Origin of the sequence: Streptomyces sp. NPDC041068 (assembly GCF_040647455.1) — a bacterium.
In the GTDB taxonomy this organism is placed as follows: Bacteria; Actinomycetota; Actinomycetes; order Streptomycetales; family Streptomycetaceae; genus Streptomyces.
In genome coordinates, this window is record NZ_JBEZCG010000026.1 from 66,102 (window position 1) to 88,525 (window position 22,424).

General features: G+C 71.1%; 20 protein-coding genes. 8 read left to right on the forward strand and 12 right to left on the reverse strand.

Annotated elements, in window-relative coordinates; all coding sequences use genetic code 11:
* Window positions 1–120 precede the first annotated feature (120 nt).
* Window positions 121–792 (forward strand): hypothetical protein, encoded by a 672-nt coding sequence (locus AB0B50_RS40635; RefSeq protein WP_362341763.1) that lies wholly within the window; start codon window positions 121–123, stop codon window positions 790–792.
* Window positions 793–869: 77 nt separating this feature from the next.
* On the opposite strand, the gene AB0B50_RS40640 is transcribed toward AB0B50_RS40635, so the two are convergent.
* Both AB0B50_RS40640 and lysS read right to left on the reverse strand, forming a co-directional pair.
* The gene (locus AB0B50_RS40640; protein WP_362341766.1) at window positions 870–1,079 is read right to left on the reverse strand and encodes a hypothetical protein; all 210 of its coding nucleotides are present in this window, start codon (window positions 1,077–1,079) and stop codon (window positions 870–872) included.
* Window positions 1,080–1,176: 97 nt separating this feature from the next.
* Window positions 1,177–2,946: a lysine--tRNA ligase gene (gene lysS, locus AB0B50_RS40645; protein WP_362341769.1), complete on the reverse strand. Its 1,770-nt coding sequence runs from the start codon at window positions 2,944–2,946 to the stop codon at window positions 1,177–1,179.
* 159 nt (window positions 2,947–3,105) lie between these two features.
* Here lysS and argS point away from each other — a divergent pair, with 159 nt between their 5' ends.
* Window positions 3,106–4,863, forward strand: a complete 1,758-nt coding sequence (argS, locus tag AB0B50_RS40650; protein ID WP_362341772.1) for an arginine--tRNA ligase — start codon at window positions 3,106–3,108, stop codon at window positions 4,861–4,863.
* A 78-nt stretch (window positions 4,864–4,941) separates the two neighbouring features.
* On the opposite strand, the gene AB0B50_RS40655 is transcribed toward argS, so the two are convergent.
* The 3 genes from AB0B50_RS40655 to AB0B50_RS40665 form a co-directional block, all read right to left on the reverse strand.
* The gene (locus AB0B50_RS40655; RefSeq protein WP_362341775.1) at window positions 4,942–5,892 is read right to left on the reverse strand and encodes a hypothetical protein; all 951 of its coding nucleotides are present in this window, start codon (window positions 5,890–5,892) and stop codon (window positions 4,942–4,944) included.
* 90 nt (window positions 5,893–5,982) lie between these two features.
* A complete protein-coding gene (locus AB0B50_RS40660; RefSeq protein ID WP_362341778.1) occupies window positions 5,983–7,194 on the reverse strand; it encodes a PLP-dependent aminotransferase family protein in 1,212 nt (403 codons plus the stop codon).
* Window positions 7,195–7,375: 181 nt separating this feature from the next.
* A complete protein-coding gene (locus AB0B50_RS40665) occupies window positions 7,376–8,728 on the reverse strand; it encodes a helix-turn-helix transcriptional regulator (RefSeq protein ID WP_362341781.1) in 1,353 nt (450 codons plus the stop codon).
* A 179-nt stretch (window positions 8,729–8,907) separates the two neighbouring features.
* Here AB0B50_RS40665 and AB0B50_RS40670 point away from each other — a divergent pair, with 179 nt between their 5' ends.
* From AB0B50_RS40670 to AB0B50_RS40685, 4 genes are all read left to right on the forward strand, one after another.
* Entirely contained in the window at window positions 8,908–9,606 is a 699-nt protein-coding gene (locus AB0B50_RS40670; RefSeq protein WP_362341783.1) for a DUF4232 domain-containing protein, read from the forward strand.
* Window positions 9,607–9,777: 171 nt separating this feature from the next.
* On the forward strand, window positions 9,778–10,656 hold the full coding sequence (locus tag AB0B50_RS40675) for an NAD(P)-binding domain-containing protein (protein WP_362341786.1): 879 nt from the start codon (window positions 9,778–9,780) through the stop codon (window positions 10,654–10,656).
* 78 nt (window positions 10,657–10,734) lie between these two features.
* Window positions 10,735–11,346 carry a TetR/AcrR family transcriptional regulator gene (locus AB0B50_RS40680; protein ID WP_362341789.1) on the forward strand — a complete coding sequence of 204 codons (612 nt, stop codon included), beginning with the start codon at window positions 10,735–10,737 and terminating at the stop codon, window positions 11,344–11,346.
* Window positions 11,343–12,392, forward strand: a complete 1,050-nt coding sequence (locus AB0B50_RS40685) for a DMT family transporter (RefSeq protein WP_362341792.1) — start codon at window positions 11,343–11,345, stop codon at window positions 12,390–12,392. The genes AB0B50_RS40680 and AB0B50_RS40685 overlap by 4 nt, the downstream gene beginning before the upstream one ends.
* Here AB0B50_RS40685 and AB0B50_RS40690 read toward each other — a convergent pair.
* The 7 genes from AB0B50_RS40690 to AB0B50_RS40720 all read right to left on the reverse strand — a co-directional run bounded on the left by AB0B50_RS40690 (window position 12,346) and on the right by AB0B50_RS40720 (window position 20,224).
* Window positions 12,346–13,323: a zinc-binding dehydrogenase gene (locus AB0B50_RS40690; protein WP_362341794.1), complete on the reverse strand. Its 978-nt coding sequence runs from the start codon at window positions 13,321–13,323 to the stop codon at window positions 12,346–12,348. The genes AB0B50_RS40685 and AB0B50_RS40690 overlap by 47 nt on opposite strands.
* A gap of 104 nt (window positions 13,324–13,427) precedes the next feature.
* Window positions 13,428–14,417 carry a porphobilinogen synthase gene (gene hemB, locus AB0B50_RS40695; RefSeq protein ID WP_362341797.1) on the reverse strand — a complete coding sequence of 330 codons (990 nt, stop codon included), beginning with the start codon at window positions 14,415–14,417 and terminating at the stop codon, window positions 13,428–13,430.
* A gap of 138 nt (window positions 14,418–14,555) precedes the next feature.
* Window positions 14,556–16,214 carry a uroporphyrinogen-III synthase gene (locus tag AB0B50_RS40700; protein WP_362341799.1) on the reverse strand — a complete coding sequence of 553 codons (1,659 nt, stop codon included), beginning with the start codon at window positions 16,212–16,214 and terminating at the stop codon, window positions 14,556–14,558.
* Entirely contained in the window at window positions 16,211–17,170 is a 960-nt protein-coding gene (gene hemC / locus AB0B50_RS40705; RefSeq protein WP_362341801.1) for a hydroxymethylbilane synthase, read from the reverse strand. Before hemC ends, AB0B50_RS40700 begins: the two co-directional genes overlap by 4 nt.
* Window positions 17,167–18,888, reverse strand: a complete 1,722-nt coding sequence (locus tag AB0B50_RS40710; protein WP_362341804.1) for a glutamyl-tRNA reductase — start codon at window positions 18,886–18,888, stop codon at window positions 17,167–17,169. Before AB0B50_RS40710 ends, hemC begins: the two co-directional genes overlap by 4 nt.
* Complete coding sequence (locus tag AB0B50_RS40715; protein WP_362341807.1) at window positions 18,885–19,640, reverse strand: redox-sensing transcriptional repressor Rex; 756 nt, start codon at window positions 19,638–19,640, stop codon at window positions 18,885–18,887. The genes AB0B50_RS40710 and AB0B50_RS40715 overlap by 4 nt, the downstream gene beginning before the upstream one ends.
* Window positions 19,641–19,945: 305 nt before the next feature.
* A complete protein-coding gene (locus tag AB0B50_RS40720; RefSeq protein WP_362341810.1) occupies window positions 19,946–20,224 on the reverse strand; it encodes a glutaredoxin family protein in 279 nt (92 codons plus the stop codon).
* A gap of 137 nt (window positions 20,225–20,361) precedes the next feature.
* Between AB0B50_RS40720 and AB0B50_RS40725 the strand changes: the two genes are divergently transcribed.
* Together AB0B50_RS40725 and AB0B50_RS40730 are read left to right on the forward strand one after the other, a co-directional pair.
* Window positions 20,362–21,315, forward strand: coding sequence for an HAD-IB family hydrolase (locus AB0B50_RS40725; RefSeq protein WP_362341813.1), 954 nt, complete (start codon window positions 20,362–20,364; stop codon window positions 21,313–21,315).
* A 301-nt stretch (window positions 21,316–21,616) separates the two neighbouring features.
* The gene (locus AB0B50_RS40730) at window positions 21,617–22,411 is read left to right on the forward strand and encodes an ECF subfamily RNA polymerase sigma factor, BldN family (RefSeq protein WP_362341816.1); all 795 of its coding nucleotides are present in this window, start codon (window positions 21,617–21,619) and stop codon (window positions 22,409–22,411) included.
* The last annotated feature ends 13 nt before the right edge of the window (window positions 22,412–22,424 follow it).

Genomic DNA, 22,424 nt, shown 5'->3' on the forward strand with positions numbered 1-22,424 from the left:
TTATTTCGCACTCGCCGGACAGCACAGAGCAAAACGGCTGTACCGCGCGGATCCACCAGACCAGTGGGTCCGTGCCGCGCGGGGGCACACCACCGCATCGTGAAGGGGAACACCGCCGTCATGCGCACCATCACTCACCGCCGCAGCGCCCTGCGTACCGCCACCATCTCGGTCATCGCCGGTACGGCCCTGCTGGCTCCCGCCGCGGCGGCCCTGGCCAGCGCGCCCGCCCCCGAGCGCCCCGCCGCCGTGCAGCCGGCCGCCGCGAAGGCCGCGAACGTCACGAAGATCGACATCGGCGCCGGTGTCACCATCACCGTCAAGGGCGGCCAGCCGTCCTACAACGGCAAGGTCATCAAGCCGGGCCAGACCATCGACAACGGCATATACGTGCACCTGAGCGCCGACGGCAAGCGCCTGTACAGCAAGACGCAGGGCGGTGGCACCCCGTACGCGATCTGGGACGTCAAGACCGGCAAGCTGCTCGGTACCCAGAAGAACAGCCCCACCGCGAAGGTGAAGGCCGCGCTGACCGCCAAGCCGTCCGCGACCTCCGTGAAGGCCTGGCAGGAGCTGCGCGTCAGCGGCAAGGCGACGGGCATCAAGGCCGGCAGCAAGGTGAGCCTGCAGCAGAAGCAGCGCGGCACGTGGAAGACGCTGCCCGCGAGCACGACCGTCAACAAGTCCGGCGCGTACTCCCTGCGCGTCAAGCTCGGCCTGAAGGGCAAGAACGAGCTCCGCGTGCAGAGCGGCGCCACGCTGTCGCCGGTCTTCAACGTCACGGTGCGCTAGAGCGCGTTCCTCGGAACACCCGGGCGCGGGATCACCTGTTGGTGATCCCGCGCCCGCCTGTTCGAGCGGGGCGCGCGTCAGCCCCGTACCTTCTGCCGCTTCTTCGTCGTCTCTCCGTAGAGGGCGAGCGCGGCGCCGATCACGAAGAGCACGGCGTAGAGCGGCGTGGGGATGTCCCACCACTTGTGCAGGAGTCCCCAGGGGTTGTCGCCCCAGACACGGCCGGCGAAGCCGAGCGCTCCCTGGATCCCGACGACCCATCCGGCGATGGCGATGATTTCCTTCATGCCTCCACGATCGCCGGGGGCAGGCGCCGAAGCGTCCTGCCCCCGGCGGAGATCGTGGGTAGTCCGAAGGATGCAGCCGGCCTCGACCGGCCGGGCCCTAAGCGCCCAGCAGCTTCCTGACCCGGTCGGCACCCACCGCGAGCAGCAGCGTGGGCAGGCGCGGTCCGGTCTCCCGGGTGACCAGGAGGCGGTACAGGAGCGCGAAGAACGAGCGCTGGGCGACCTTGATCTCCGGCGGCAGCTCCTTGGCCGTGGCGTCGGCCGAGAATCCGGCCCGCACCTTCGGGACGCCGTAGACGAGGTGGGTCAGGCCGTCCAGGGACCAGTGCGAGTCCAGGCCCTCCAGGAGGAGGCGGAGCGACTCGCGGCCCTCGTCGTCCAGGGAGGACAGGAGCTCGGTGTCCGGCTCGGCACGGACGATCGTGCGCGCGTCGGCCGGGACCTGCGTGGTGATCCAGTTCTCGGCGCGGTCCAGACGGGGCCTGACCTCGTCGAGGGAGGCGAGCGGCGCCGACGGGTCGAGGTCGCCCAGGATCCGCAGCGTCTGGTCCTCGGCGCCGGCGGTGATGTCGGCGACGGAGGCCAGCGTGCGGTACGGCAGCGGCCGCGGGGTGCGCGGCAGCTCACCGGCGGCGGTGCGCACCGCGCGGGTGTGCGCGGCGGCGTCGGCGGGCAGCACCGAGCCGTCGGCGACCTTGGCCTCCAGCTTGTCCCACTCGTCGTAGAGCCGCTGGATCTCCTGGTCGAAGGCGATCTTGAAGGACTGGTTGGGCTTGCGGCGCGCGTACAGCCAGCGGAGCAGCGGCGCCTCCATGATCTTCAGGGCGTCGGCCGGGGTCGGCACGCCGCCCTTGGAGGACGACATCTTGGCCATGCCGGAGATGCCCACGAAGGCGTACATGGGGCCGATGGGCTGCACGCCGTCGAAGATCTGGCGGACGATCTGGCCGCCGACCACGAAGGAGGAACCGGGCGATGAGTGGTCCACACCGGACGGCTCGAAGATCACGCCCTCGTACGCCCAGCGCATGGGCCAGTCGACCTTCCAGACCAGCTTGCCGCGGTTGAACTCGCTGAGCCGGACGGTCTCGCCGAAGCCGCAGCCCTCGGCCGTGCAGGTGTAGACGAGCTCGGTGGTCTCGTCGTCGTACGAGACGACGGTGGTCAGGTCCTTCTCGCACCGGCCGCAGTAGGGCTTGTACGGGAAGTAGCCGCCGGTGCCGCCGCTGCCGTCGTCCTCGGCGGCCGCGCCGGAGCCCTCCGCTGCCTCCAGCTCGGCCTCGTCGACGGGCTTCTGCTGCTGCTTGCCCTTGGCGGGGCCCTTCGAGGGGTCCTTCTTGGTGCGGTACTGGTCGAGGATGGCGTCGATGTCACCGCGGTGCTTCATCGCGTGCAGGATCTGCTCGCGGTAGACGCCCGAGGTGTACTGCTCGGTCTGGCTGATCCCGTCGTACTCCACGCCGAGCTCGTCCAGGGACGCGGTCATCGCGGCCTTGAAGTGCTCGGCCCAGTTCGGGTACGCGGAGCCGGCCGGGGCCGGGACGGAGGTCAGCGGCTTGCCGATGTGCTCGGCCCAGGACTCGTCGATGCCGGGGACGCCTGCCGGGACCTTGCGGTAGCGGTCGTAGTCGTCCCAGGAGATCAGGTGCCTGACCTCGTACCCGCGGCGGCGGATCTCGTCGGCGACCAGGTGCGGGGTCATGACCTCGCGGAGGTTGCCGAGGTGGATCGGCCCGGAGGGCGAGAGACCGGAGGCGACGACGACCGGTTTGCCCGGGGCACGACGCTCCGACTCGGCGATGACCTCGTCCGCGTAGCGGGAGACCCAGTCGGTGGTATCAGTGCTCTGAGCTGCCACGATCGGCACGTCCTCTTGTTTCCTCGGGTTCTCGGAATCTGGCGTCAGCCATTGTCCCAGACGGAAGGACCCGCTCCGGGGTTGCTTTTATCCGGGCGAACCGGTGTCCCTCCCCATGGGACACTCGGTACGCACGTTCCTGCACGCCATTTACCAGAACGGAAGCTCATGGCCCCGGTCACGTCCCTCACCGCCTCCGTCCATCAGCGCCTCGCGGACGCCCTCACGGCTGCCCTCCCGGCGGCCGGCGCCGCGGACCCGCTGCTGCGACGCAGCGACCGGGCCGACTTCCAGGCCAACGGGATCCTGGCGCTGGCCAAGAAGGAGAAGGCGAATCCGCGGGAGCTCGCGACGCAGGTCGTGGAGCGGATCGAGAACGGCGACCTGCTCGCGGACGTCGAGGTCTCCGGCCCCGGCTTCCTGAACGTGACGGTCACCGACAAGGCGATCACCGAGACGCTCGCGGCCCGCGCCGCCGACGGCGACCGGCTCGGCGTCCCGCTGAACCCGGACGCGGGCACCACCGTCATCGACTACGCCCAGCCGAACGTGGCGAAGGAGATGCACGTCGGCCATCTGCGGTCCGCCGTGATCGGTGACGCCCTGCGCCACCTCCTGGACTTCACGGGTGAGAAGACGATCGGCCGCCACCACATCGGCGACTGGGGCACCCAGTTCGGCATGCTCATCCAGTATCTGATCGAGCACCCGGACGAGCTCGCCCCGGCCGCCGACGTCGACGGCGAGCAGGCGATGAGCAACCTCAACCGCGTCTACAAGGCCTCGCGCGCCGTCTTCGACGCGGACGAGGACTTCAAGGAGCGGGCCCGCAAGCGGGTCGTGGCCCTGCAGTCCGGCGACAAGGAGACCCTGGACCTCTGGCAGCGGTTCGTGGACGAGTCGAAGGTCTACTTCTACTCGGTCTTCGAGAAGCTCGACATGGAGATCCGGGACGACGAGATCGTCGGCGAGTCCGCGTACAACGACATGATGGCCGAGACGGCCCGGCTCCTGGAGGAGTCCGGCGTCGCGGTCCGCTCCGAGGGCGCCCTCGTCGTCTTCTTCGACGACATCAAGGGCAAGGACGACCAGCCGGTCCCGCTGATCGTGCAGAAGGCGGACGGCGGGTTCGGGTACGCGGCGTCCGACCTCTCCGCGATCCGCGACCGCGTCTTCGGCCTGCACGCGACGACCCTGCTGTACGTCGTGGACGTGCGCCAGTCGCTGCACTTCAAGATGGTCTTCGAGACGGCCCGCCGCATGGGCTGGCTGAACGACCAGGTCAAGGCCCACAACATGGGCTACGGCACGGTGCTCGGCGCGGACGGCAAGCCGTTCAAGACCCGTGAGGGCGAGACCGTCCGCCTGGAGGACCTGCTCGACGAGGCTGCGCAGCGCGCCGCCGAGGTGGTGCGCGAGAAGGCACGGGACCTCACCGAGGAGGAGATCCAGGAGCGGGGCGCCCAGGTCGGCATCGGCGCGGTGAAGTACGCGGACCTCTCCACGTCCGCCAACCGCGACTACAAGTTCGACCTGGACCAGATGGTCTCGCTGAACGGCGACACGTCGGTCTACCTCCAGTATGCGTACGCCCGTATCCAGTCGATCCTGCGCAAGGCCGGCGAGACCGGACCCGTCCCGCACCCGGAGCTCGAACTCGCCCCGGCGGAGCGCTCGTTGGGCCTCCACCTGGACGCGTTCGGCGACACGGTCGCGGAGGCAGCCGCGGAGTACGCCCCCCACAAGCTGGCCGCCTACCTCTACCAACTGGCCTCGCTGTACACGTCGTTCTACGACAAGTGCCCGGTCCTGAAGGCGGAGACCCCGGACCAGGTCGAGAACCGCCTGTTCCTGTGCGACGTCACGGCGCGGACGCTGCACCAGGGCATGGCGCTGCTCGGCATCCGGACGCCTGAGCGGCTCTGACGGCTCCGACGGCTCCGACGGCTCTCTCAGTCGTACGGCGATGGCCCGCCCCCTCGTTGGGGGCGGGCCATCGTCATGTCAGGCGTAGTAGTGGATGGTGCCCCGCAGCGCCGGAGTCGCGCCCTCGCAGTGCTGGGTGAACGTCGCCGCGAAGGCCTTCGGCGCGCCGGAGGCGTCCAGGGCGAGCTTGGTCACCTTGAACTCGCCCTCGGTGGTGTTGCAGCCGCGCGCGTTGCCGCCCGCGTCGAGCTGGCCGAGGCCGCCCTCACCGGACCTGCTGGCCTGATAGGTCTTGCCGATCTCCAGCTTCTGGCCCTCGGGCGCGGCGAGGACGACGGACCAGTCGTCGCGCTTGCCCGAGACGCTGTAGCGGAGGAAGGAGGCGGAGCCGTACGCCTCGAAGGTGCTGGTCGAGCCGGTGTAGCTGTTGGTCTTGCCCTGGCCGATGTAGTCACCGGCATCGCTGGCGTAGCGGTAGGAGAGTGGGTACGCCTTGTACTTGACGGTGCCCTTGAGCGCCGCGGTGGCGCCCTCGCAGTTCTGCGTGAAGGTGGCGTCGAGCAGCGTCACGTTGCCGGAGTCGTCCGTCTCGATCTGGTTGACGGAGAACTGGCCGTACACCTCGTTGCAGCCGCGGCCGTCGCCGCCGACGTCGAGGCCGGGCGCGCGGCCCGTGCGGAACGCGGCGCGCTCGGCGTTGCGGTAGACCCCGGGGTGCAGCTTCTCGCCGCGGGGCGCGGCGAGGTCGATGGACCAGGAGATGTCCGGGGTGGACACCTCGACGTTCAGGAACTCGGCGGTGCCGCTGAGCTTGATCGTGTCGGTGGGAGCCTTGTACGTCGCGGACTTGCCCTGGCCGATGTAGTCACCGGCGGCGCTCGTGTACGCGTACGAGGTGGTGGCGACCGGGTCACCGGCCGCGGCTTGCGCGGGTACGGCGGCGGCGAACAGGCCGGCGGCGGCCGCGAGGCCGACCAGAGCGCGCCGGACCCGCTGCCGTCTCTTGGTGGGCGGGGTGGAACTCGTCATGGAAATCCCCTCCTTGAAGTCCTTGAGGACAGAGATCACCTTAGGACGAGGGTCTGACAGCCCACCGGAGAAAAGGAGTTGGGCCGACCGCTACCGGCCCCGAAGACCCGCCCCGAGCCTGCGCAGCCCCTCGGCGATCTCATCGGGAGACTGAGTGACGAAGCACATCCGCAAGGTCGCCCGGTCCGGTTCCCCGGCGAAGAACGGCGCTCCGGGAACGTACGCCACGTTGTGCGTGATCACCGTCCGCAGCAGCTCCGTCGTGTCGTACCCCTCGGGCAGCCGCGCCCAGACGAACATGCCACCCTCGGGCCGGATCCAACTCGCCCCGTCCGGAAGGGAGTCCGCGAGCTCCGCGAGCATGGCGTCGCGCCGCTCGCGGTAGACGCCCGCGACCCGGGCGACGTGCGCGTCCAGGTCGTTGTCCGCCAAGTACCGTGCCGCGGCGAGCTGGTTGACGGTCGGCGTGTGCAGGTCGGCGGCCTGCTTGGCGACGGCGCAGGCGCGCAGCAGAGCGGCGGGGGCGCGCAGCCAGCCGAGGCGCAGGCCCGGCGCCATGACCTTGGAGAAGCTGCCGAGCAGGACGGTCCTGTCCTCGGCCCCGGGGTACGTGGCGATCCACGGCACGCGCTCGCCCTCGAAGCGCAGCTCGCCGTACGGGTCGTCCTCGACGATCCACAGGCCGCGCCGTTCGGCGATCCCGGCGATGGCCGCGCGGCGGTCGGCGGGCAGGGTGCGTCCCGTCGGGTTCTGGAAGGTGGGGACGGTGTAGAGCAGCTTGGGGGCGTGCAGGGCGACGAGTTCGTCGAGGGCGGCCGGGTCGATGCCGGACGCGTCGCAGGGCACGGGCACGACGCGCGCGCCCGCGAAGCCGAAGGCCTGAAGTGCCGCCAGATAACAGGGGTTCTCGACGAGGACCGTGTCGCCCGGCTCGATCAGCGCGGTCGCGAGCAGCGAGAGCGCCTGCTGGGATCCGGTGGTGACGAGCACGTCGTCGGCGTCGGTCGCGAGGCCCCGCACGTCGGTGCGCCCGGCTATGGCGGCGCGCAGCGCGGGCTCGCCCTCGGTCGTCGAGTACTGCAGGGCGCGCTCGGGCGTCTCGGTGAGCACGGCATGGAAGGCGGCCGCCACACCCTCGCCGTCGAAGAGGCCGGGGGCGGGCAGTCCGCCCGCGAAGTTGATGACCTCGGGGCGCGCGGTGACCGCGAGGATGTCCCGTACCGGGGAGCCCCCGACCGCTGCGGCGCGCGCGGCGAGCGGCGGCGTGGGGGCTGCGGTGCGGGAGGGCTCTGTGACGGTCACGGCGACGGCTCCTTCGGCTCGGACGGCTGTTCCCGCACCCTAAGCACCCGGGTGGGACCCCCACACGCCATTCCGGGATGCGGACGCGGGCGAACCGACAGCGGACCGCCCGCCCGCGACCCGGAGTTCGAACTGCCCACCCACGTACGGAAGTTCGGACCGCCCACCCACGTCCCTGGGCTCAGCCGTCCTGCAGCTGCCTCTGCCACTTGTCGGCGCCGGGCGGCCAACCGTAGGTGGGGCGTCCCTTCTTCCCGCTGGTGCGGAACGGCTTGCCCTGGTCGTCCACGCGAAGCACGTTGTGCCGCTTGCCGCTGGACCACTCCAGCTCCAAGTACCACCGCACGTCGTGCAGATCGGTGTTGGCCATGATGTAGAAGACCTCGGGGTCGTTCTCGCTGACCTTGTACGGGAAGTCGCGCTGCCCGGCCTTGGGCGTGGCCCGCGGCGCCGCATCGTCGAGGTCGACGGAGAAGGACTTGGTGTTCACCGTGCCGCCGCAGCCGGTCGCCATCTGGAAGTTGTTCCAGGCCAGCGGCGCGCTGGTGCTCTGCACGCGGACGTCCATGTCCTGCAGTACGACGGTCTCCTTGCCCATGCCCTGCACGGTGACCTCGATCCACTGGACGCCGGCTGGGACGGCACCGAGGTCGCCGACCCAGCTGGACGCGTCCTGCGGCGCGGGCTGTTGCGGGACCTGTTCGGCCTTGCGGTTCACCAGGAAGTCCTGGAGGCAGGGGTCGTCGTACGCGTACGGCCTGGTGCGCGCCGTCAGCGGCACCTCGTGTCCCTCGTCGGATTCGCCCGCGGACGCGGGGCCCTTGCCGTTGCCGTGGGAGGCGCCGGGGGAAGGGCTGCCCTTCCCGGAAGGCGATGCGGAGGAGCCGTCCTTCTTCTTGTCCTCGGCCTTGTCCTTGTCGCCGTCCTTGCCCTTGCTGTCGTCCTTGGCCTTGTCCTTGCCGGAGGAGGCGTCGGGCGAGTCAGCGGTGTCCGGCGAGGAGGCCGCACCTGTGTCCCGCTTGTTCCCGTCCCCGCCGCCGTTCATGGCGAGGGCCACGGAGCCGAGCCCGACGACCGCGGCGACGGCGGCCGCGAGGACCAGCGTCCGCTTCCTGCGCGAGGGGGTCTGCTTCGAGAGGACCACCAACTGGTCCGATTCCGGGCCGGGCTGTGCCTGTGCCTGTGCCTCGGGCTCGGGCTCGGGCTCGGGCACAGGAACTACCCGTGCCTGCGGTTCCGGTTCCGGTTCCGGCTCCGGCTCCGGCTCCGCCTGTGTCTGCGGCTCCGGTTCCGCCTTCCTGCCCCGCGCCGCGTCCGCCAGGATCCACCGCCGGTGGACCTCGACGAGCTCCTCCGGCGTCGCCTTGCACAGCCGGGCCAGCCGCTCGATCGGCGCGAACTCCGTCGGCACCGCATCCCCGTTGCAGTACCGGTGCAGCGTCGACGTACTCATGTGAAGCCTCTTGGCCAGCACTCCATAGCTGAGCCCGGACCGCTCCTTGAGCTCCCGCAGCAGCTCCGCGAGCGATGACATCTCGGTCCTCCCCATTCCAGTCACGCGTTCCAGGGAGCAGGAATTCCCCCAGGTCAGAGCCGGTGCGAACGTTCCACCGTCCCCAACTCCCCGTCCCTTGTGGCGGCCGGGACGATCCACCACACAGGCTGTGGCCATCCAAGCACGCCGCTTCCGGCACGAGCCACGAAGGATCAGCCATGTCCCACAACCGCTCTCGCACCGCTCTCGCCATCCGTACCGGCGCCGCCGCGGCGGTCGCGCTCGGCGCCCTTTCCTTGACGGCCTGTTCAGACGGCTTGGGCACCCGCGACGAGGGCGCGGCAACGCTCGTGGCCTCATCGATCGACCAGCAGAACACGGCCGGGCAGGCCGCGGCCAAGCGGCTCACCGCGGACGACAGGGCAGCCAAGTCGGCCCGATCGGCCAAGGCCACCGGGACCGCGGAGGCAACCTCGGCCAAGGCTGCCGCCCCGGTCACCTGCAGCTCCACCAACACCAAGGTGAAGGTCACCAAGGTCTCCCGCCCGGTCAACCACCTCCTGGTCACCGCCACGAACACCGGCACCAAGCCCTGCTTCGCCTACAACGCCCCCTTCCTTCGCTTCGACGACGCCCAGGCCCCGGTCGCCGTCAACCGCGACTCCGTGCCGCAGTCGGTCGTCACCCTGGAGCCCGGCCAGTCCGCGTACGCGGGCATCACCACCTCGGCGGCCGACGGCAGCGGACAGGACGGCTACACCGCCGAACGCCTCGGCGTCCTCTTCTCCAACCGCGCGATGAACGGCAGCGTCGGCTCGGAGGTGTCGCCCGCGCTCCCGGCGGGCGGCGTGTACGTGGACAGCGCGGCGTCGACCACCTACTGGCAGCAGACACGGGAGGACGCCCTGAGCTGGTGACCGGAGTCCGCCCGACCGAGGCCGGGGACGGGGACAGGAACACGGAGCCAAGGTCGCCCGCTCACCCACCTTTTGGTGAGTACCGCACAAAAAAGTCGGTACTTGTCGGACCCACAGTGCCCTACGAGGATCAAACGCGTACCCCAACGGAACGCCCTCGAAGGAGCCCCCGTGGCCAGCACCACCGCACCCGCCTCCGTCCTCGGCCTCGGCCTGATGGGCACCGCACTCGCCTCCGCCCTGATCAAGGCGGGGCACCCGACCACCGTGTGGAACCGCACGCGGTCCAAGACCGGCCCGCTCGTCGCCCAGGGCGCCACCCCCGCCGACACCGCGCGGGAGGCCATCACCGCGAACGAGTTGGTCATCGTCTGCCTCACGACCAACGACAGCGTCCGCAGCCTCCTGGAGCCCGAGGCCGAGGCCCTCGCGGGCCGCACCGTCGTGAACCTCACGAACGGAACGCCCGGCCAGGCAAGGGAGTTGGCGGACTGGGCCGCGGCGCACGGCATCACGTACATCGACGGCGGCATCATGGCCGTCCCGCAGATGATCGCCACCCCCGCCGCGTACATCCTCTACAGCGGCACCGACGAAGCGGCCTTCGAGGCCCACCGCCCGACCCTGGCCGCACTCGCCGACACCAAGTGGGTCGGCAAGGACCCGGGCCTCGCCGCCCTGTACGACCTGTCGCTGCTCACCGGCATGTACGGCACGGCGATGGGCGTCGCCCAGGCCTTCGCCCTGATCGGCAGCGAGGGCATCCCACCCCTCGAGTTCGCGCCACTCCTGACGGAGTGGGTGGTCGCGATGGCGCACGGGAACATCGCCGGCGCGGCGGAGGGCCTGGCCACCGGGCAGCACCTCACAGACGTCTCGAACCTCGCCATGAACAAGGCGGCGTTCCCGAACTTCACCAGCGCGTACGAAGCGCAGGGCCTGCGCACCGACCTGTTCGCCCCGCTCCAGGACCTCCTGGACCGCGCGGTCGAGCAGGGCCACGGCGAGGACGGCTTCTCGCGCCTGACGCTGCTGCTCAAGAAGGACTGAGGCCCGGCACACGCCCTCCTTCCCCTCCCCCTCTTCACTTTAGGTAGACTGGTCTACCTAATTGGAGAAGGGGTACGCGTGCCGAACACCGAAGACAAGCCCGCGAAGCCGCGCCGCAGAGGTGCCGCGCGAGGGCGCATCCTCGACGCCGCCGCCCGCCGCTTCTACGCCGACGGCGTCGCGGCCACGGGCATCGACACCATCACCGCCGAGGCCGGCGTGGCGAAGATGAGCCTGTACAACAACTTCGCCTCCAAGAACGACCTCGTCCGCGCCTACCTCCAGGCACGCCACGAGGAGTGGCTCGGCCTCTACCGGCGGCGCCTGACCGACGCGCGGAGCCCCCGGGACGGGATCCTCGCCGTCTTCGAGGCGTACGCGGATCACGCCGACCACGCCTACGAACACGGGTTCCGCGGCTGCGGACTCCTCAACGCCGCCGCCGAACTGCCGAACGGGCACGAGGGGCGGGCGGTGGTCCGCCGCCACAAGGAGGAGGTCGAAGGGCTGCTCGTCGCCCATCTGCAAGAACTGCTCACCGAACGGGAGGCGGAGGCCGCCGCCGAACACCTCGCCTTCCTCCTCGAAGGGGCCATCGTGCGGGCCGGTCTCGAAGGCGACGGCGAGCGCATGCGGCACGCCCGCGACCTGGCGGCACGCCTGGTCGACGGCCTGGTCGACGATCGATGACCGGGCAGACGGCCCCCACCGGACAGCACGCCACCCGGCAGCACGGATACGGCATCGGCGCCGCCGCCGTCCTCCTCGCCTCCGTCCTGTGGGGTACCACCGGAACCGCGGCGACCTTCGCGCCGGACGTGGGCCCCCTGGCCGTCGGCGCCGCGGCCATGGGCATCGGCGGACTGCTGCAGGCCCTCCTCGCGGGGCGCCGCATCGTGCGGGAGCGGCCCCGGCTGCGGGCCCAGTGGCCGACCGTGCTGGTCGGCGGCGTGGGCGTGGCGCTGTACCCGCTGGCCTTTTACACCTCCATGCACCTCGCGGGAGTCGCGGTCGGCACCGTCGTCTCCCTCGGCTCGGCCCCGCCCGCGTCGGCCCTGATCGAACGGATCGTGGACCGGCGACGGCTCTCCCGGCGGTGGGCCGCAGGCGCCGCGCTCGGTCTGGCGGGCACGGTGCTGCTGTGCGCGGCCGAGGCCGCGCAGGGCGGATCCGGGAACGGTGCGGCGTCTTCCGGATCCGCCTGGCGGACCGTCGCGGGCGTCGGGCTCGGCCTGGTCGCGGGCCTCACGTACGCCGTGTACGCCTGGGCCGCGCACCGCCTGATCACCCGGGGCGTCGCCCCGCGCGCGGCCATGGGCTCGGTGTTCGGCCTCGGCGGGCTGATGCTCGTACCCGTACTGCTCTGCACGGGCGCCCCGTTGCTCGCCTCCTGGACGAACGCGGGCGTCGGGCTCTACATGGCGCTGGTGCCGATGTTCGCCGGGTACGTGCTCTTCGGCTTCGGCCTGGCCCGCATCCCCGTGAGCACGGCGACCACCCTGTCGCTCCTGGAACCCGCGGTGGCCGCCGTCTTCGCGGTCGCGGTGGTCGGCGAACACCTGCCCGCCCTCGGCTGGTCGGGCATCGCTCTGGTCATCGCGTCCCTGGGCGTCCTGACCGCACCCCCGCGACGCAGGAAGCCACTTGCCGCCCAACCGCCCCCGAACCAGCGGCACACCACACCCACGGCTACGGAACCAGCACCACCTTCCCCGTCGTCTCCCGCCGCTCCATAGCGGCGTGCGCCTCGGCCGCCCGCTCCAGCGGGAAAGTCTGCACGTCCGGGACCAACTCCCCCTTGCCCGCGGCCTCCAGAGCCGCGCGCTCGTGGGCGGGCCCCTCCTCGCGGTGGCCGATCAGCTCCAACAGGGCATTGACGTACGAGATGTTCCGCTCGGCAAGGACCTTCTCGTCCGGCTCGAAGGCCTCCTGCGAGGACCAGCCGATGACAACGTACCGCCCGCCGTCCCCGATCAACTCGAAGGCGGCTGCGGCCTTTTCGCCCCCGACCCCGTCCAGGACGGCGGTCACGGGCCGCCCGCCGAGCGCCTCGCGCACCTCGTCCTGCCAGCCGGGGCGGTTGTAGTCGACGGCGACGTCGGCGCCGAGCGCGCGGACGGCCTCGGCCTTCGCGGGCCCGCCCGCGGCACCGACGACCGTGGCGCCAAGCGCGTGCGCGTACTGCACGACGAGCCGCCCGACACCCCCGGCGGCCGAGGTCACCAACACCACGTCGTCCAGGCTCAGTCGGGCGGTCCCGAGCAGCCCCACGGCCGTCGCGCCGGTGACCACCATGGCGACCGCGGACTCGAAGTCCAGGCCGTCCGGCACCTCGTGCAGGCCCTCGGCCTCGGCGACCGCCAGCTCGGCGTACCCGCCGGGCGAGCCGTGCGAGGTCACGACGGCCCTGCCGAGCCAGGCGGGGTCGACGCCGGGCCCGACGGCGTCCACCGTGCCCGCCACCTCGCCGCCGAAGACGGCGGGCAGCTCGGGCAGCGGCGGCGCCATGTCGCTCGCTTCGCCGCGGCGCATGACGGTCTCGACGAAGTGAACTCCCGCCGCCCGTACGGCGATCCGCACCTGCCCCGGCCCCGCGACGGGGTCGGGCAGGGTCTCGTAGCGCAGATTCTCGGCGGGTCCGAACTCGTGCAGAACCACGGCGTGCATGACGTCCTCCTGGGATTCCTGGAAAGACTCGGCGTCTGTGCACACCACTCTCCGACCTCGACCGAAGTTGAGGTCAAGAGCTGTCCGCCCCAAGATCCCGGACGCTAGAGCCCGCGCGCGACCTCGGTCGCCCAGTACGTGAGGATCATGTTCGCGCCCGCGCGCTTGATGCCCGTCAGGGACTCCAGGATCGCCCTGTCCCGGTCGATCCAGCCCCGCTCGGCGGCGGCCTCGATCATCGCGTACTCGCCGCTGATCTGGTACGCGGCCACCGGCACGTCCACCGCGTCGGCGACGCGGGCCAGGATGTCGAGGTAGGGACCCGCGGGCTTGACCATCACCATGTCGGCGCCCTCCTCCAGGTCCAGCGCCAACTCCCGCAGGGACTCACGAGTGTTGGCGGGGTCCTGCTGGTAGGTCTTGCGGTCGCCCTTGAGGGACGACCCGACGGCCTCGCGGAAGGGGCCGTAAAAGGCCGACGAGTACTTGGCGGTGTAGGCGAGGATCGACACGTCCTCGTGGCCGACCTGGTCCAACGCGTCGCGGACGACGCCGACCTGACCGTCCATCATGCCGCTCGGGCCCACCACGTGGGCGCCCGCGTCGGCCTGGACCTGCGCCATCTCCGCGTACCGCTCCAGGGTGGCGTCGTTGTCGACCCGGCCCTCGGCGTCGAGCACACCGCAGTGGCCGTGGTCGGTGGTCTCGTCGAGACACAGGTCCGACATGACGATGAGGTCGTCGCCGACCTCGGCGCGCACGTCACGGATGGCGACCTGCAGGATCCCGTCCGGGTCGGTGCCCGGCGTACCCACGGCGTCCTTCTTGGACTCCTCCGGCACACCGAAGAGCATGATCCCGGAGACCCCGGCCTCCAGCGCCTCGACGGCGGCCTTCTTCAGGGTGTCGCGGGTGTGCTGGAAGACACCGGGCATCGCCCCGATCTCCACCGGGGCACTGATCCCCTCGCGCACGAAGGCGGGCAGGATCAGATCCGCCGGATGCAGTCGCGTCTCGGCGACCATGCGCCGCATGGCAGGAGTGGTCCGCAGCCGCCGCGGCCGCGCTCCGGGGAAGGATCCGTACTGAGTCACTGACTCTCACCTCACGCTGAGTTCGCTCGCTCCCGCCCCAGTTGTGGGCAGGCGTTCCGCAGGGGGTCCCCCCAGGCCCTCAAGGCTCTGGGGGAGGAACGGGTGGGCACCTGAGAGAGGCGCCCACCCGCAAAATACCTACGGAGCAGTACGCCGCCGACGAGACCCCGGCCGCCGCTCGCTGGGCCGCGTCACAGGGTCCCCCGCCTCAAGAGCCGCCGCACGCCTCGCCGCGCCGAACTCCGCCAACGCCTCCGCCAGCTTGTGCACCGACGGCTCCGGAGCCATCACGTCCACCCGAAGCCCGTGCTCCTCCGCGGTCTTGGCCGTGGCGGGGCCGATACACGCGATCACGGTCACGTTGTGCGGCTTGCCCGCGATGCCGACGAGGTTCCGCACGGTCGAGGACGAGGTGAAGAGAACGGCGTCGAAACCGCCCCCCTTGATCGCCTCCCGCGTCTCGGCCGGCGGCGGCGACGCACGCACGGTCCGGTAGGCCGTGACGTCGTCGACCTCCCAGCCCAGGTCGATGAGCCCCGCGACCAGCGTCTCCGTGGCGATGTCGGCCCGCGGCAGGAAGACACGGTCGATCGGGTCGAAGACGGGGTCGTACGGCGGCCAGTCCTCCAACAGCCCGGCGGCGGACTGCTCCCCGCTGGGCACCAGATCCGGCTTCACACCGAAGGCCACCAGCGCGGCGGCGGTCTGCTCGCCGACGGCGGCGACCTTGATCCCGGCGAAGGCACGCGCGTCGAGCCCGTACTCCTCGAACTTCTCGCGCACGGCCTTGACGGCGTTCACGCTGGTGAAGGCGATCCACTCGTAGCGACCCGTCACGAGCCCCTTGACCGCGCGCTCCATCTGCTGGGGCGTGCGCGGCGGCTCGACCGCGATGGTCGGGACCTCGTGCGGCACGGCGCCGTAGGACCGCAGCTGGTCGGAGAGCGAGGCCGCCTGCTCCTTCGTACGCGGTACGAGCACGCGCCACCCGAAGAGCGGCTTCGACTCGAACCACGACAGCTGGTCGCGCTGGGCGGCGGCGGAGCGCTCGCCGACCACGGCTATGACGGGCCGGCCGCCCTCCGGCGAGGGCAGCGCCTTCGCCTGCTTGAGGACCTGCGCGATGGTGCCGAGCGTGGCGGTCCAGGTGCGCTGGCGCGTCGTCGTACCGCCGACGGTGACGGTCATCGGGGTGTCCGGCTTGCGGCCCGCGGCCACCAGCTCACCGGCGGCCGCCGCGACGGAGTCGAGCGCCGTCGAGACCACGACGGTCCCGTCGGACGCGCCGACCTCGCTCCAGCAACGGTCCGACGCGGTACGGGCGTCGACGAAGCGGACGTCGGTGCCCTGGGCGTCCCGCAGCGGCACACCGGCGTACGCGGGCACGCCGACGGCGGCCGCGATGCCGGGCACGACCTCGAAGGGGATGCCCTCGGCGGCGCAGGCGAGCATCTCGCCGGCCGCGTCCGTGTCGAGGCCCGGGTCGCCGCTCACCGCGCGCACGACCCGCCTGCCGCCCCTCGCGGCCTCCATGACAAGATTGGCAGCGGCCCGCAACGCAGGCGCCTCAACGGTCGCTGACGTCTCGTCAGCTGCCGCCGGCTGCGGTGTGTCCACACCTCCCCTGGCATGCACGCGGACGACGTCGAGTACTTCCGGCTCGGCGATCAGCACATCCGCTCGGGCCAGCGCCTCGACGGCGCGCAGGGTCAGCAGTCCCGGATCTCCGGGACCGGCACCGAGGAAGGTGACGTGCCCGTGTGCGGGAAGGCCGGGAAGGTTCGAGGTGGGGCTCAAAGTGCTCGCTCCCCCATCAGACCGGCCGCGCCCTTGGCGAGCATCTCGGCCGCGAGTTCGCGGCCCAGCGCCATGGCTTGGGTCTCCGTCTCGGGCACGGGACCGGTGGTGGACAGCTGCACCAGCGTCGAGCCGTCGGTCGTACCGACGACGCCGCGCAGGCGCATTTCCTTGACAATCTGCCCGTCGGCCAGCAAGTCGGCCAGTGCGCCAACAGGCGCGCTGCAACCGGCTTCCAGGGCGGCGAGCAGGGACCGCTCGGCGGTCACGGCGGCCCGGGTGTACGGGTCGTCGAGCTCGGCGAGCGCGGCGGCGAGTGACGCGTTGTGCGCGGCACACTCGATCGCCAGTGCCCCCTGGCCGGGGGCGGGCAGAACGGTGTCGACCGACAGGAAGTCGGTCACCGCGTCGATCCTGCCGACGCGGTTGAGTCCGGCGGCGGCGAGCACGACGGCGTCGAGCTCCCCCTTGTGCACGTATCCGATGCGGGTGTCTACGTTCCCGCGGATCGGCACGGTCTCGATGGTCATGCCGTGGCTGCGCGCGTAGGCGTTCAGCTGCGCCATGCGGCGCGGCGAACCCGTGCCCACCCGGGCGCCCTTGGGCAGCTCGGGGAAGGTCAGCCCGTCGCGGGCCACCAGCACGTCCCGCGGGTCCTCGCGCACCGGCACCGCGGCGAGCGTGAGCTCGTCGGGCTGCGCGGTGGGCAGGTCCTTGAGGGAGTGGACGGCGAAGTCGACCTCGTCGCGGGCCAGGGCCTCGCGCAGGGCGGCGACGAAGACGCCGGTGCCACCGATCTGCGCGAGGTGCTCGCGCGAGGTGTCGCCGTACGTCGTGATCTCCACGAGTTCGACGGGGCGTCCCGTCAACTGCTGTACCGCTTCGGCCACTTGGCCGGACTGGGCCATGGCCAGCTTGCTGCGCCTGGTCCCGAGCCTCAGGGCCTTCTCGTTCATGCCCGGCCTCGATTCGGGTCGTCGTTCTCGTTGTTCATGTGGTCGGCCCTGCTGACCGCCGCGACCGTCTGCGGGTCGAGGTCGAAGAGCGTGCGCAGCGCGTCCGCGTACCCGGCGCCGCCGGGTTCGCCCGCCAGCTGCTTGACCCGCACCGTCGGCGCGTGCAGCAGCTTGTCCACCACACGGCGCACGGTCTGCGTGATCTCCGCGCGTTGCTTGTCCTCGAGACCCGGCAGTCGTCCTTCGAGCCGTGCCATCTCACCGGCCACCACATCGGCGGCCATGGTGCGCAGGGCGACCACGGTCGGCGTGATGTGCGCGGCACGCTGCGCGGCACCGAAGGCGGCGACCTCGTCGGAGACGATGCCGCGCACCTTCTCCACGTCATCGGCCATCGGGGCGTCCGCGGAGGCCTCGGCGAGCGACTCGATGTCGACGAGCCGCACCCCTTCGAGGCGGTGGACCGCGGCGTCGATGTCGCGGGGCATGGCGAGGTCGAGCAGCGCGAGCACGGCCGGACGGGCCGCGGCGGCCGACGACGGCAGGGGGCCGCGCCGCTCGGGCAGCCGCCCGGTGACGCTCGCGGCCGCCACCAGCGCGGCGATGGCATCGGCGTCGGCCTGCGGGTCGGCGGCCCTGCGCTCGGCCGGGGCGTTGTCCACCCAGGCGGCGTGCTGTTCCAGGGTCGCGGCGTCCATCCCCGCGACGGCCGCTTCACCGGCGACGGAGAAGCCGCGGGCCGCGGCGACGTCGGAGAGGTCCACCGGGCAGCCGTCGTCGCTGCCCGCGGCGTTCCCTGCGGCCGGGCGCACGGCCTGGTCCGCCGAGCCGCCCGTGGCCTGCGCCGGTACGTCGCCGGTGCGCCGGGCCACGGCGGGCAGCCGGTCCGCGACGGCCGCAGCGACGGCGTCCGCGGTCAGGACGAGCCCGGTCGCCCCGGTGCAAGAGATGGCCACGTCGGCACGTGTCAGTTCGTCCGCGACGTCGTCCATGGGAACGGCACGCGCGGTCACCCCGGTGCCCGACTCCGTCAGGATCTCGGCGAGGCGGTGCGCGCGCTCCAACGTGCGGTTGGCGACGACGACTTCCTCGACGCCGGCCCGCGCGAGCGTGGCCGCGGCGAGCGAGGACATGGAGCCCGCGCCGATCACCAGGGCGCGCTTGCCCTTGGCCCAGGCGTCCACCGGCCCGCGCGCGGCGAGCTGTTCGAGGCCGAAGGTCACGAGCGACTGCCCGGCCCGGTCGATGCCGGTCTCGGAGTGCGCGCGCTTGCCGACCCGAAGGGCCTGCTGGAAGAGGTCGTTGAGGAGCTTGCCCGCGGTGTGCAGGTCCTGCGAGCGCGCCAGGGCGTCCTTGATCTGCCCGAGGATCTGCCCCTCGCCGACGACCATCGAGTCGAGCCCGCACGCCACCGAGAAGAGGTGGTGGACGGCACGGTCCTCGTAGTGGACGTACAGATAAGGGGTGAGCTCCTCCAGGCCGACGCCGCTGTGCTGCGCGAGCAGCGTGGACAGCTCGGCGACGCCCGCGTGGAACTTGTCCACGTCGGCGTAGAGCTCGATGCGGTTGCAGGTGGCGAGCACGGCCGCCTCGGTGGCGGGCTCGGCGGCGAGGGTGTCCTGCAGGAGCTTGGCCTGCGCGTCCGCGGACAGCGCGGCCCGCTCCAGGACGCTCACCGGAGCGCTGCGGTGACTCAGCCCGACGACCAGGAGACTCATGCCGGCATCACGGCGGGGACGTCCCCGTCGGGTCCCTTCCGCTGCTGCTTGCCCGGCGCGGTCGGCACGGCGCCCTCGGGGGCGGCGTCCTCACCAGCCTTGCGCTGCTCGTGGAAGGCGAGGATCTGCAGCTCGATGGAGAGGTCGACCTTGCGTACGTCGACACCGTCCGGCACGGACAGGACGGTCGGCGCGAAGTTCAGGATGGAGGTCACACCGGCGGCGACGAGCCGCTCGCAGACCTGCTGGGCGGCGCCGGCCGGGGTCGCGATGACACCGATCGACACTCCGTTGTCCTCGATGATCTTCTCGAGGTCGTCGGTGTGCTGCACGGGCATCCCGGCGACGGGCTTTCCGGCCATTGCCGGATCGGCGTCGATCAGCGCCGCGACACGGAAACCACGCGAGGCGAACCCGCCGTAATTGGCAAGCGCGGCCCCGAGGTTACCGATACCGACGATCACAACCGGCCAGTCCTGGGTCAGGCCGAGTTCGCGGGAGATCTGGTACACGAGATACTCGACGTCGTACCCGACGCCACGCGTCCCGTACGAACCGAGATACGAGAAGTCCTTGCGCAGCTTCGCGGAGTTGACCCCTGCGGCGGCCGCGAGCTCCTCGGAGGAGACCGTGGGCACCGAGCGCTCCGACAGCGCGGTGAGGGCTCGGAGGTACAGCGGAAGCCTGGCGACGGTGGCCTCGGGAATCCCTCGGCTGCGGGTCGCCGGTCGGTGAGTTCGGCCAGTTGCCACGGTGCTCCTGCGGGTAGAGCGGGGCTGCAGGCGGTCACTCGTCCCCAGACCGCCCCGTCGAATGCAGGCTATGTCTTTGTGAACGCGTGCACAAAGATGGTGTCCGATTTGCCCGGCCAACGTGACCGGGGTCACGCGCCCCCGGCGCGCAATCGTGGAACCAGCGCACGGGGAGCGTCGTTGCTCACCTGAAGGGGGCAAAACCGTACACACTCCTCACGATCATCGCCCCCGAGACCAAAACCGCCCCAAAGCGTAAACGACTTCGCGCGAACTTTGGACTGGTCGGTCAGTACAGATCCGGCCTACCCCGCGAGTTCCCGCCGGAGCCGGCCTTCGTCCACGCGCCAGAAGGTGTGCTGCTCGCCGTCCACGAGGACCACCGGAATCTGCTCCCAGTAGGCGCGACGCAGTTCTTCGTCCTGCGTGATGTCCTTCTTCTCCCATGCGGCCCCCGTCTCGCCGCAGACCTTCTCGATCACCGCCTGTGCGTCATCACACAGATGACAGCCGGGCTTCCCGATCAAGGTGACCGTGCGGTCCTCGGGCCTCTTCTTCTGCGTACGACGGAAAATCGGGCTCATGCCTCCCATTCTCGCCCCGCCGACGCGCCCGGCGGACGCCTCCGGAGAGCGCCGTTTAACGGCTCGGTAGCGGAGAGTTCACAGGGTCGAATCCTGCCGACTCCGGAACTACCGAACGAACTAGCTATGCTCGCGTCATGGCCGCTCTCGGATGGCTCACCCCCCGTAGGCGCTCCGCCACGGCGCGGAGCGTGTTGGCAGGCGAGGCCTCGGCTGAGGCAGCGCGCAAATCCTCCCAGGAGCTGGAGGAACTCGACGCGCTCGCGGCGCAGGCCGCGCCCGACGAGGAGCCGAAGGAACCGGAGTTCCCGGTCGTCGGCGACGACAAGGCCGCCGCCTTCTTCGACCTCGACAACACCGTGATGCAGGGCGCCGCGATCTTCCACTTCGGCCGCGGCCTGTACAAGCGGAAGTTCTTCGAGCGTCAGGAACTGGTCCGATTCGCCTGGCAGCAGGCGTGGTTCAGGCTCGCCGGCGTCGAGGACCCCGAGCACATGCAGGACGCCCGCGACAGCGCCCTGTCCATCGTCAAGGGCCACCGCGTCGCCGAGCTGATGACCATCGGCGAGGAGATCTACGACGAGTACATGGCCGAGCGCATCTGGCCGGGCACCCGCGCCCTCGCCCAGGCCCACCTCGACGCGGGCCAGAAGGTCTGGCTCGTCACCGCGGCCCCGGTGGAGATCGCCACGGTCATCGCCCGCCGCCTCGGCCTGACCGGCGCACTCGGCACCGTCGCCGAGTCCATCGGCGGCGTCTACACCGGCAAGCTCGTCGGCGAACCCCTGCACGGCCCCGCGAAGGCCGAGGCCGTCCGCGCCCTGGCCGCCGCCGAGGGCCTGGACCTCGGCCGCTGCGCCGCGTACAGCGATTCGCACAACGACATCCCGATGCTCTCGCTCGTCGGGCATCCGTACGCGATCAATCCCGACGCCAAGCTGCGCAAGCACGCCCGCGAACGGGACTGGCGCCTGCGGGACTACCGCACCGGCCGCAAGGCCGCGAAGGTCGGCATCCCGGCCGCCGCGGGCGTCGGCGCGCTGGCGGGCGGCGCGGCCGCGGCCATCGCCCTGCACCGCCGCCGCCACTGAACATTCTCTCGGTCCTACCCCGCCCCGCCCCCCGCCAGTCACGTTGGTTGAACTCGGCCACAACACGCCCCGCGCGGAGACGGAATGCGAACTAATCCGATCAACAAGTGCTCACTCTCCGGTACTTGATCAGGCTCAAATCGGTTACAGAAGCGACGTAATCGATGATTTGAGCAACTGGGTGTAGCGCTGCCTGTACGAAGCGTTATTCTCCTCAGACGCATAAGGGACCCCGCACGTCGCTACGACGGGTGAACGGTCCCGCACTGCACGTGATGGAAGCTCTGCCTCTGGGAGTCCCGTGTACCCACACGTCGGGGTTGACGCCTCGGGCCTGGCTACGCTGCGCGCAACGGTCATCGACCGCTTGCGCGGCTTCGTCCCCACCGCGTACGCCGTCCCCGCCGTCCCCGCCTTCGCCGTCCCCGCACCCGCCGGGCCGTGCTATGCCCTGGCGGACGGCGGTGCGACTGTGAGCAGACGGGCCCGCTCCGGCGCCGCTGCCGCCGCATCGGCCCCCGCCCCCCGCCGCCCCGCCGCGGACAGCGACAGCGCCCGCATGATGGACCTCGTCGAGCGCGCCCAGGCCGGCGAGTCCGACGCCTTCGGCCGCCTCTACGACCAGTACAGCGACACCGTCTACCGCTACATCTACTACCGCGTGGGGGGCAAGGCGACCGCCGAGGACCTCACGAGTGAGACCTTTCTGCGCGCCCTGCGCCGGATCGGCACCTTCACCTGGCAGGGCCGCGACTTCGGCGCCTGGCTGGTCACGATCGCCCGCAACCTGGTCGCCGACCACTTCAAGTCGAGCCGTTTCCGCCTCGAAGTGACCACTGGCGAAATGCTCGACGCCAACGAAGTCGAGCGCAGCCCCGAGGACTCCGTCCTGGAGTCGCTGTCGAACGCCGCCCTCCTCGAAGCCGTCCGCCGCCTCAACCCCCAGCAGCAGGAGTGCGTGACCCTGCGCTTCCTCCAGGGCCTCTCCGTCGCCGAGACCGCCCGGGTCATGGGCAAGAACGAGGGCGCGATCAAGACCCTCCAGTACCGCGCGGTGCGCACGCTGGCGCGCCTCCTGCCGGACGACGCGCGCTAACGCTCCACGGCGG

What these genes read in the sequence shown, in the direction of transcription:
- AB0B50_RS40635 (WP_362341763.1), top strand. Translation starts at nt 121, where the DNA reads ATGCGCACCATCACTCACCGCCGCAGCGCCCTGCGTACCGCCACCATC.
- AB0B50_RS40640 (WP_362341766.1), bottom strand. Translation starts at nt 1,079, where the DNA reads ATGAAGGAAATCATCGCCATCGCCGGATGGGTCGTCGGGATCCAGGGA.
- argS (WP_362341772.1), top strand. Translation starts at nt 3,106, where the DNA reads ATGGCCCCGGTCACGTCCCTCACCGCCTCCGTCCATCAGCGCCTCGCG.
- AB0B50_RS40655 (WP_362341775.1), bottom strand. Translation starts at nt 5,892, where the DNA reads ATGACGAGTTCCACCCCGCCCACCAAGAGACGGCAGCGGGTCCGGCGC.
- AB0B50_RS40665 (WP_362341781.1), bottom strand. Translation starts at nt 8,728, where the DNA reads ATGTCATCGCTCGCGGAGCTGCTGCGGGAGCTCAAGGAGCGGTCCGGG.
- AB0B50_RS40670 (WP_362341783.1), top strand. Translation starts at nt 8,908, where the DNA reads ATGTCCCACAACCGCTCTCGCACCGCTCTCGCCATCCGTACCGGCGCC.
- AB0B50_RS40685 (WP_362341792.1), top strand. Translation starts at nt 11,343, where the DNA reads ATGACCGGGCAGACGGCCCCCACCGGACAGCACGCCACCCGGCAGCAC.
- AB0B50_RS40690 (WP_362341794.1), bottom strand. Translation starts at nt 13,323, where the DNA reads ATGCACGCCGTGGTTCTGCACGAGTTCGGACCCGCCGAGAATCTGCGC.
- hemC (WP_362341801.1), bottom strand. Translation starts at nt 17,170, where the DNA reads ATGAACGAGAAGGCCCTGAGGCTCGGGACCAGGCGCAGCAAGCTGGCC.
- AB0B50_RS40710 (WP_362341804.1), bottom strand. Translation starts at nt 18,888, where the DNA reads ATGAGTCTCCTGGTCGTCGGGCTGAGTCACCGCAGCGCTCCGGTGAGC.
- AB0B50_RS40720 (WP_362341810.1), bottom strand. Translation starts at nt 20,224, where the DNA reads ATGAGCCCGATTTTCCGTCGTACGCAGAAGAAGAGGCCCGAGGACCGC.
- AB0B50_RS40725 (WP_362341813.1), top strand. Translation starts at nt 20,362, where the DNA reads ATGGCCGCTCTCGGATGGCTCACCCCCCGTAGGCGCTCCGCCACGGCG.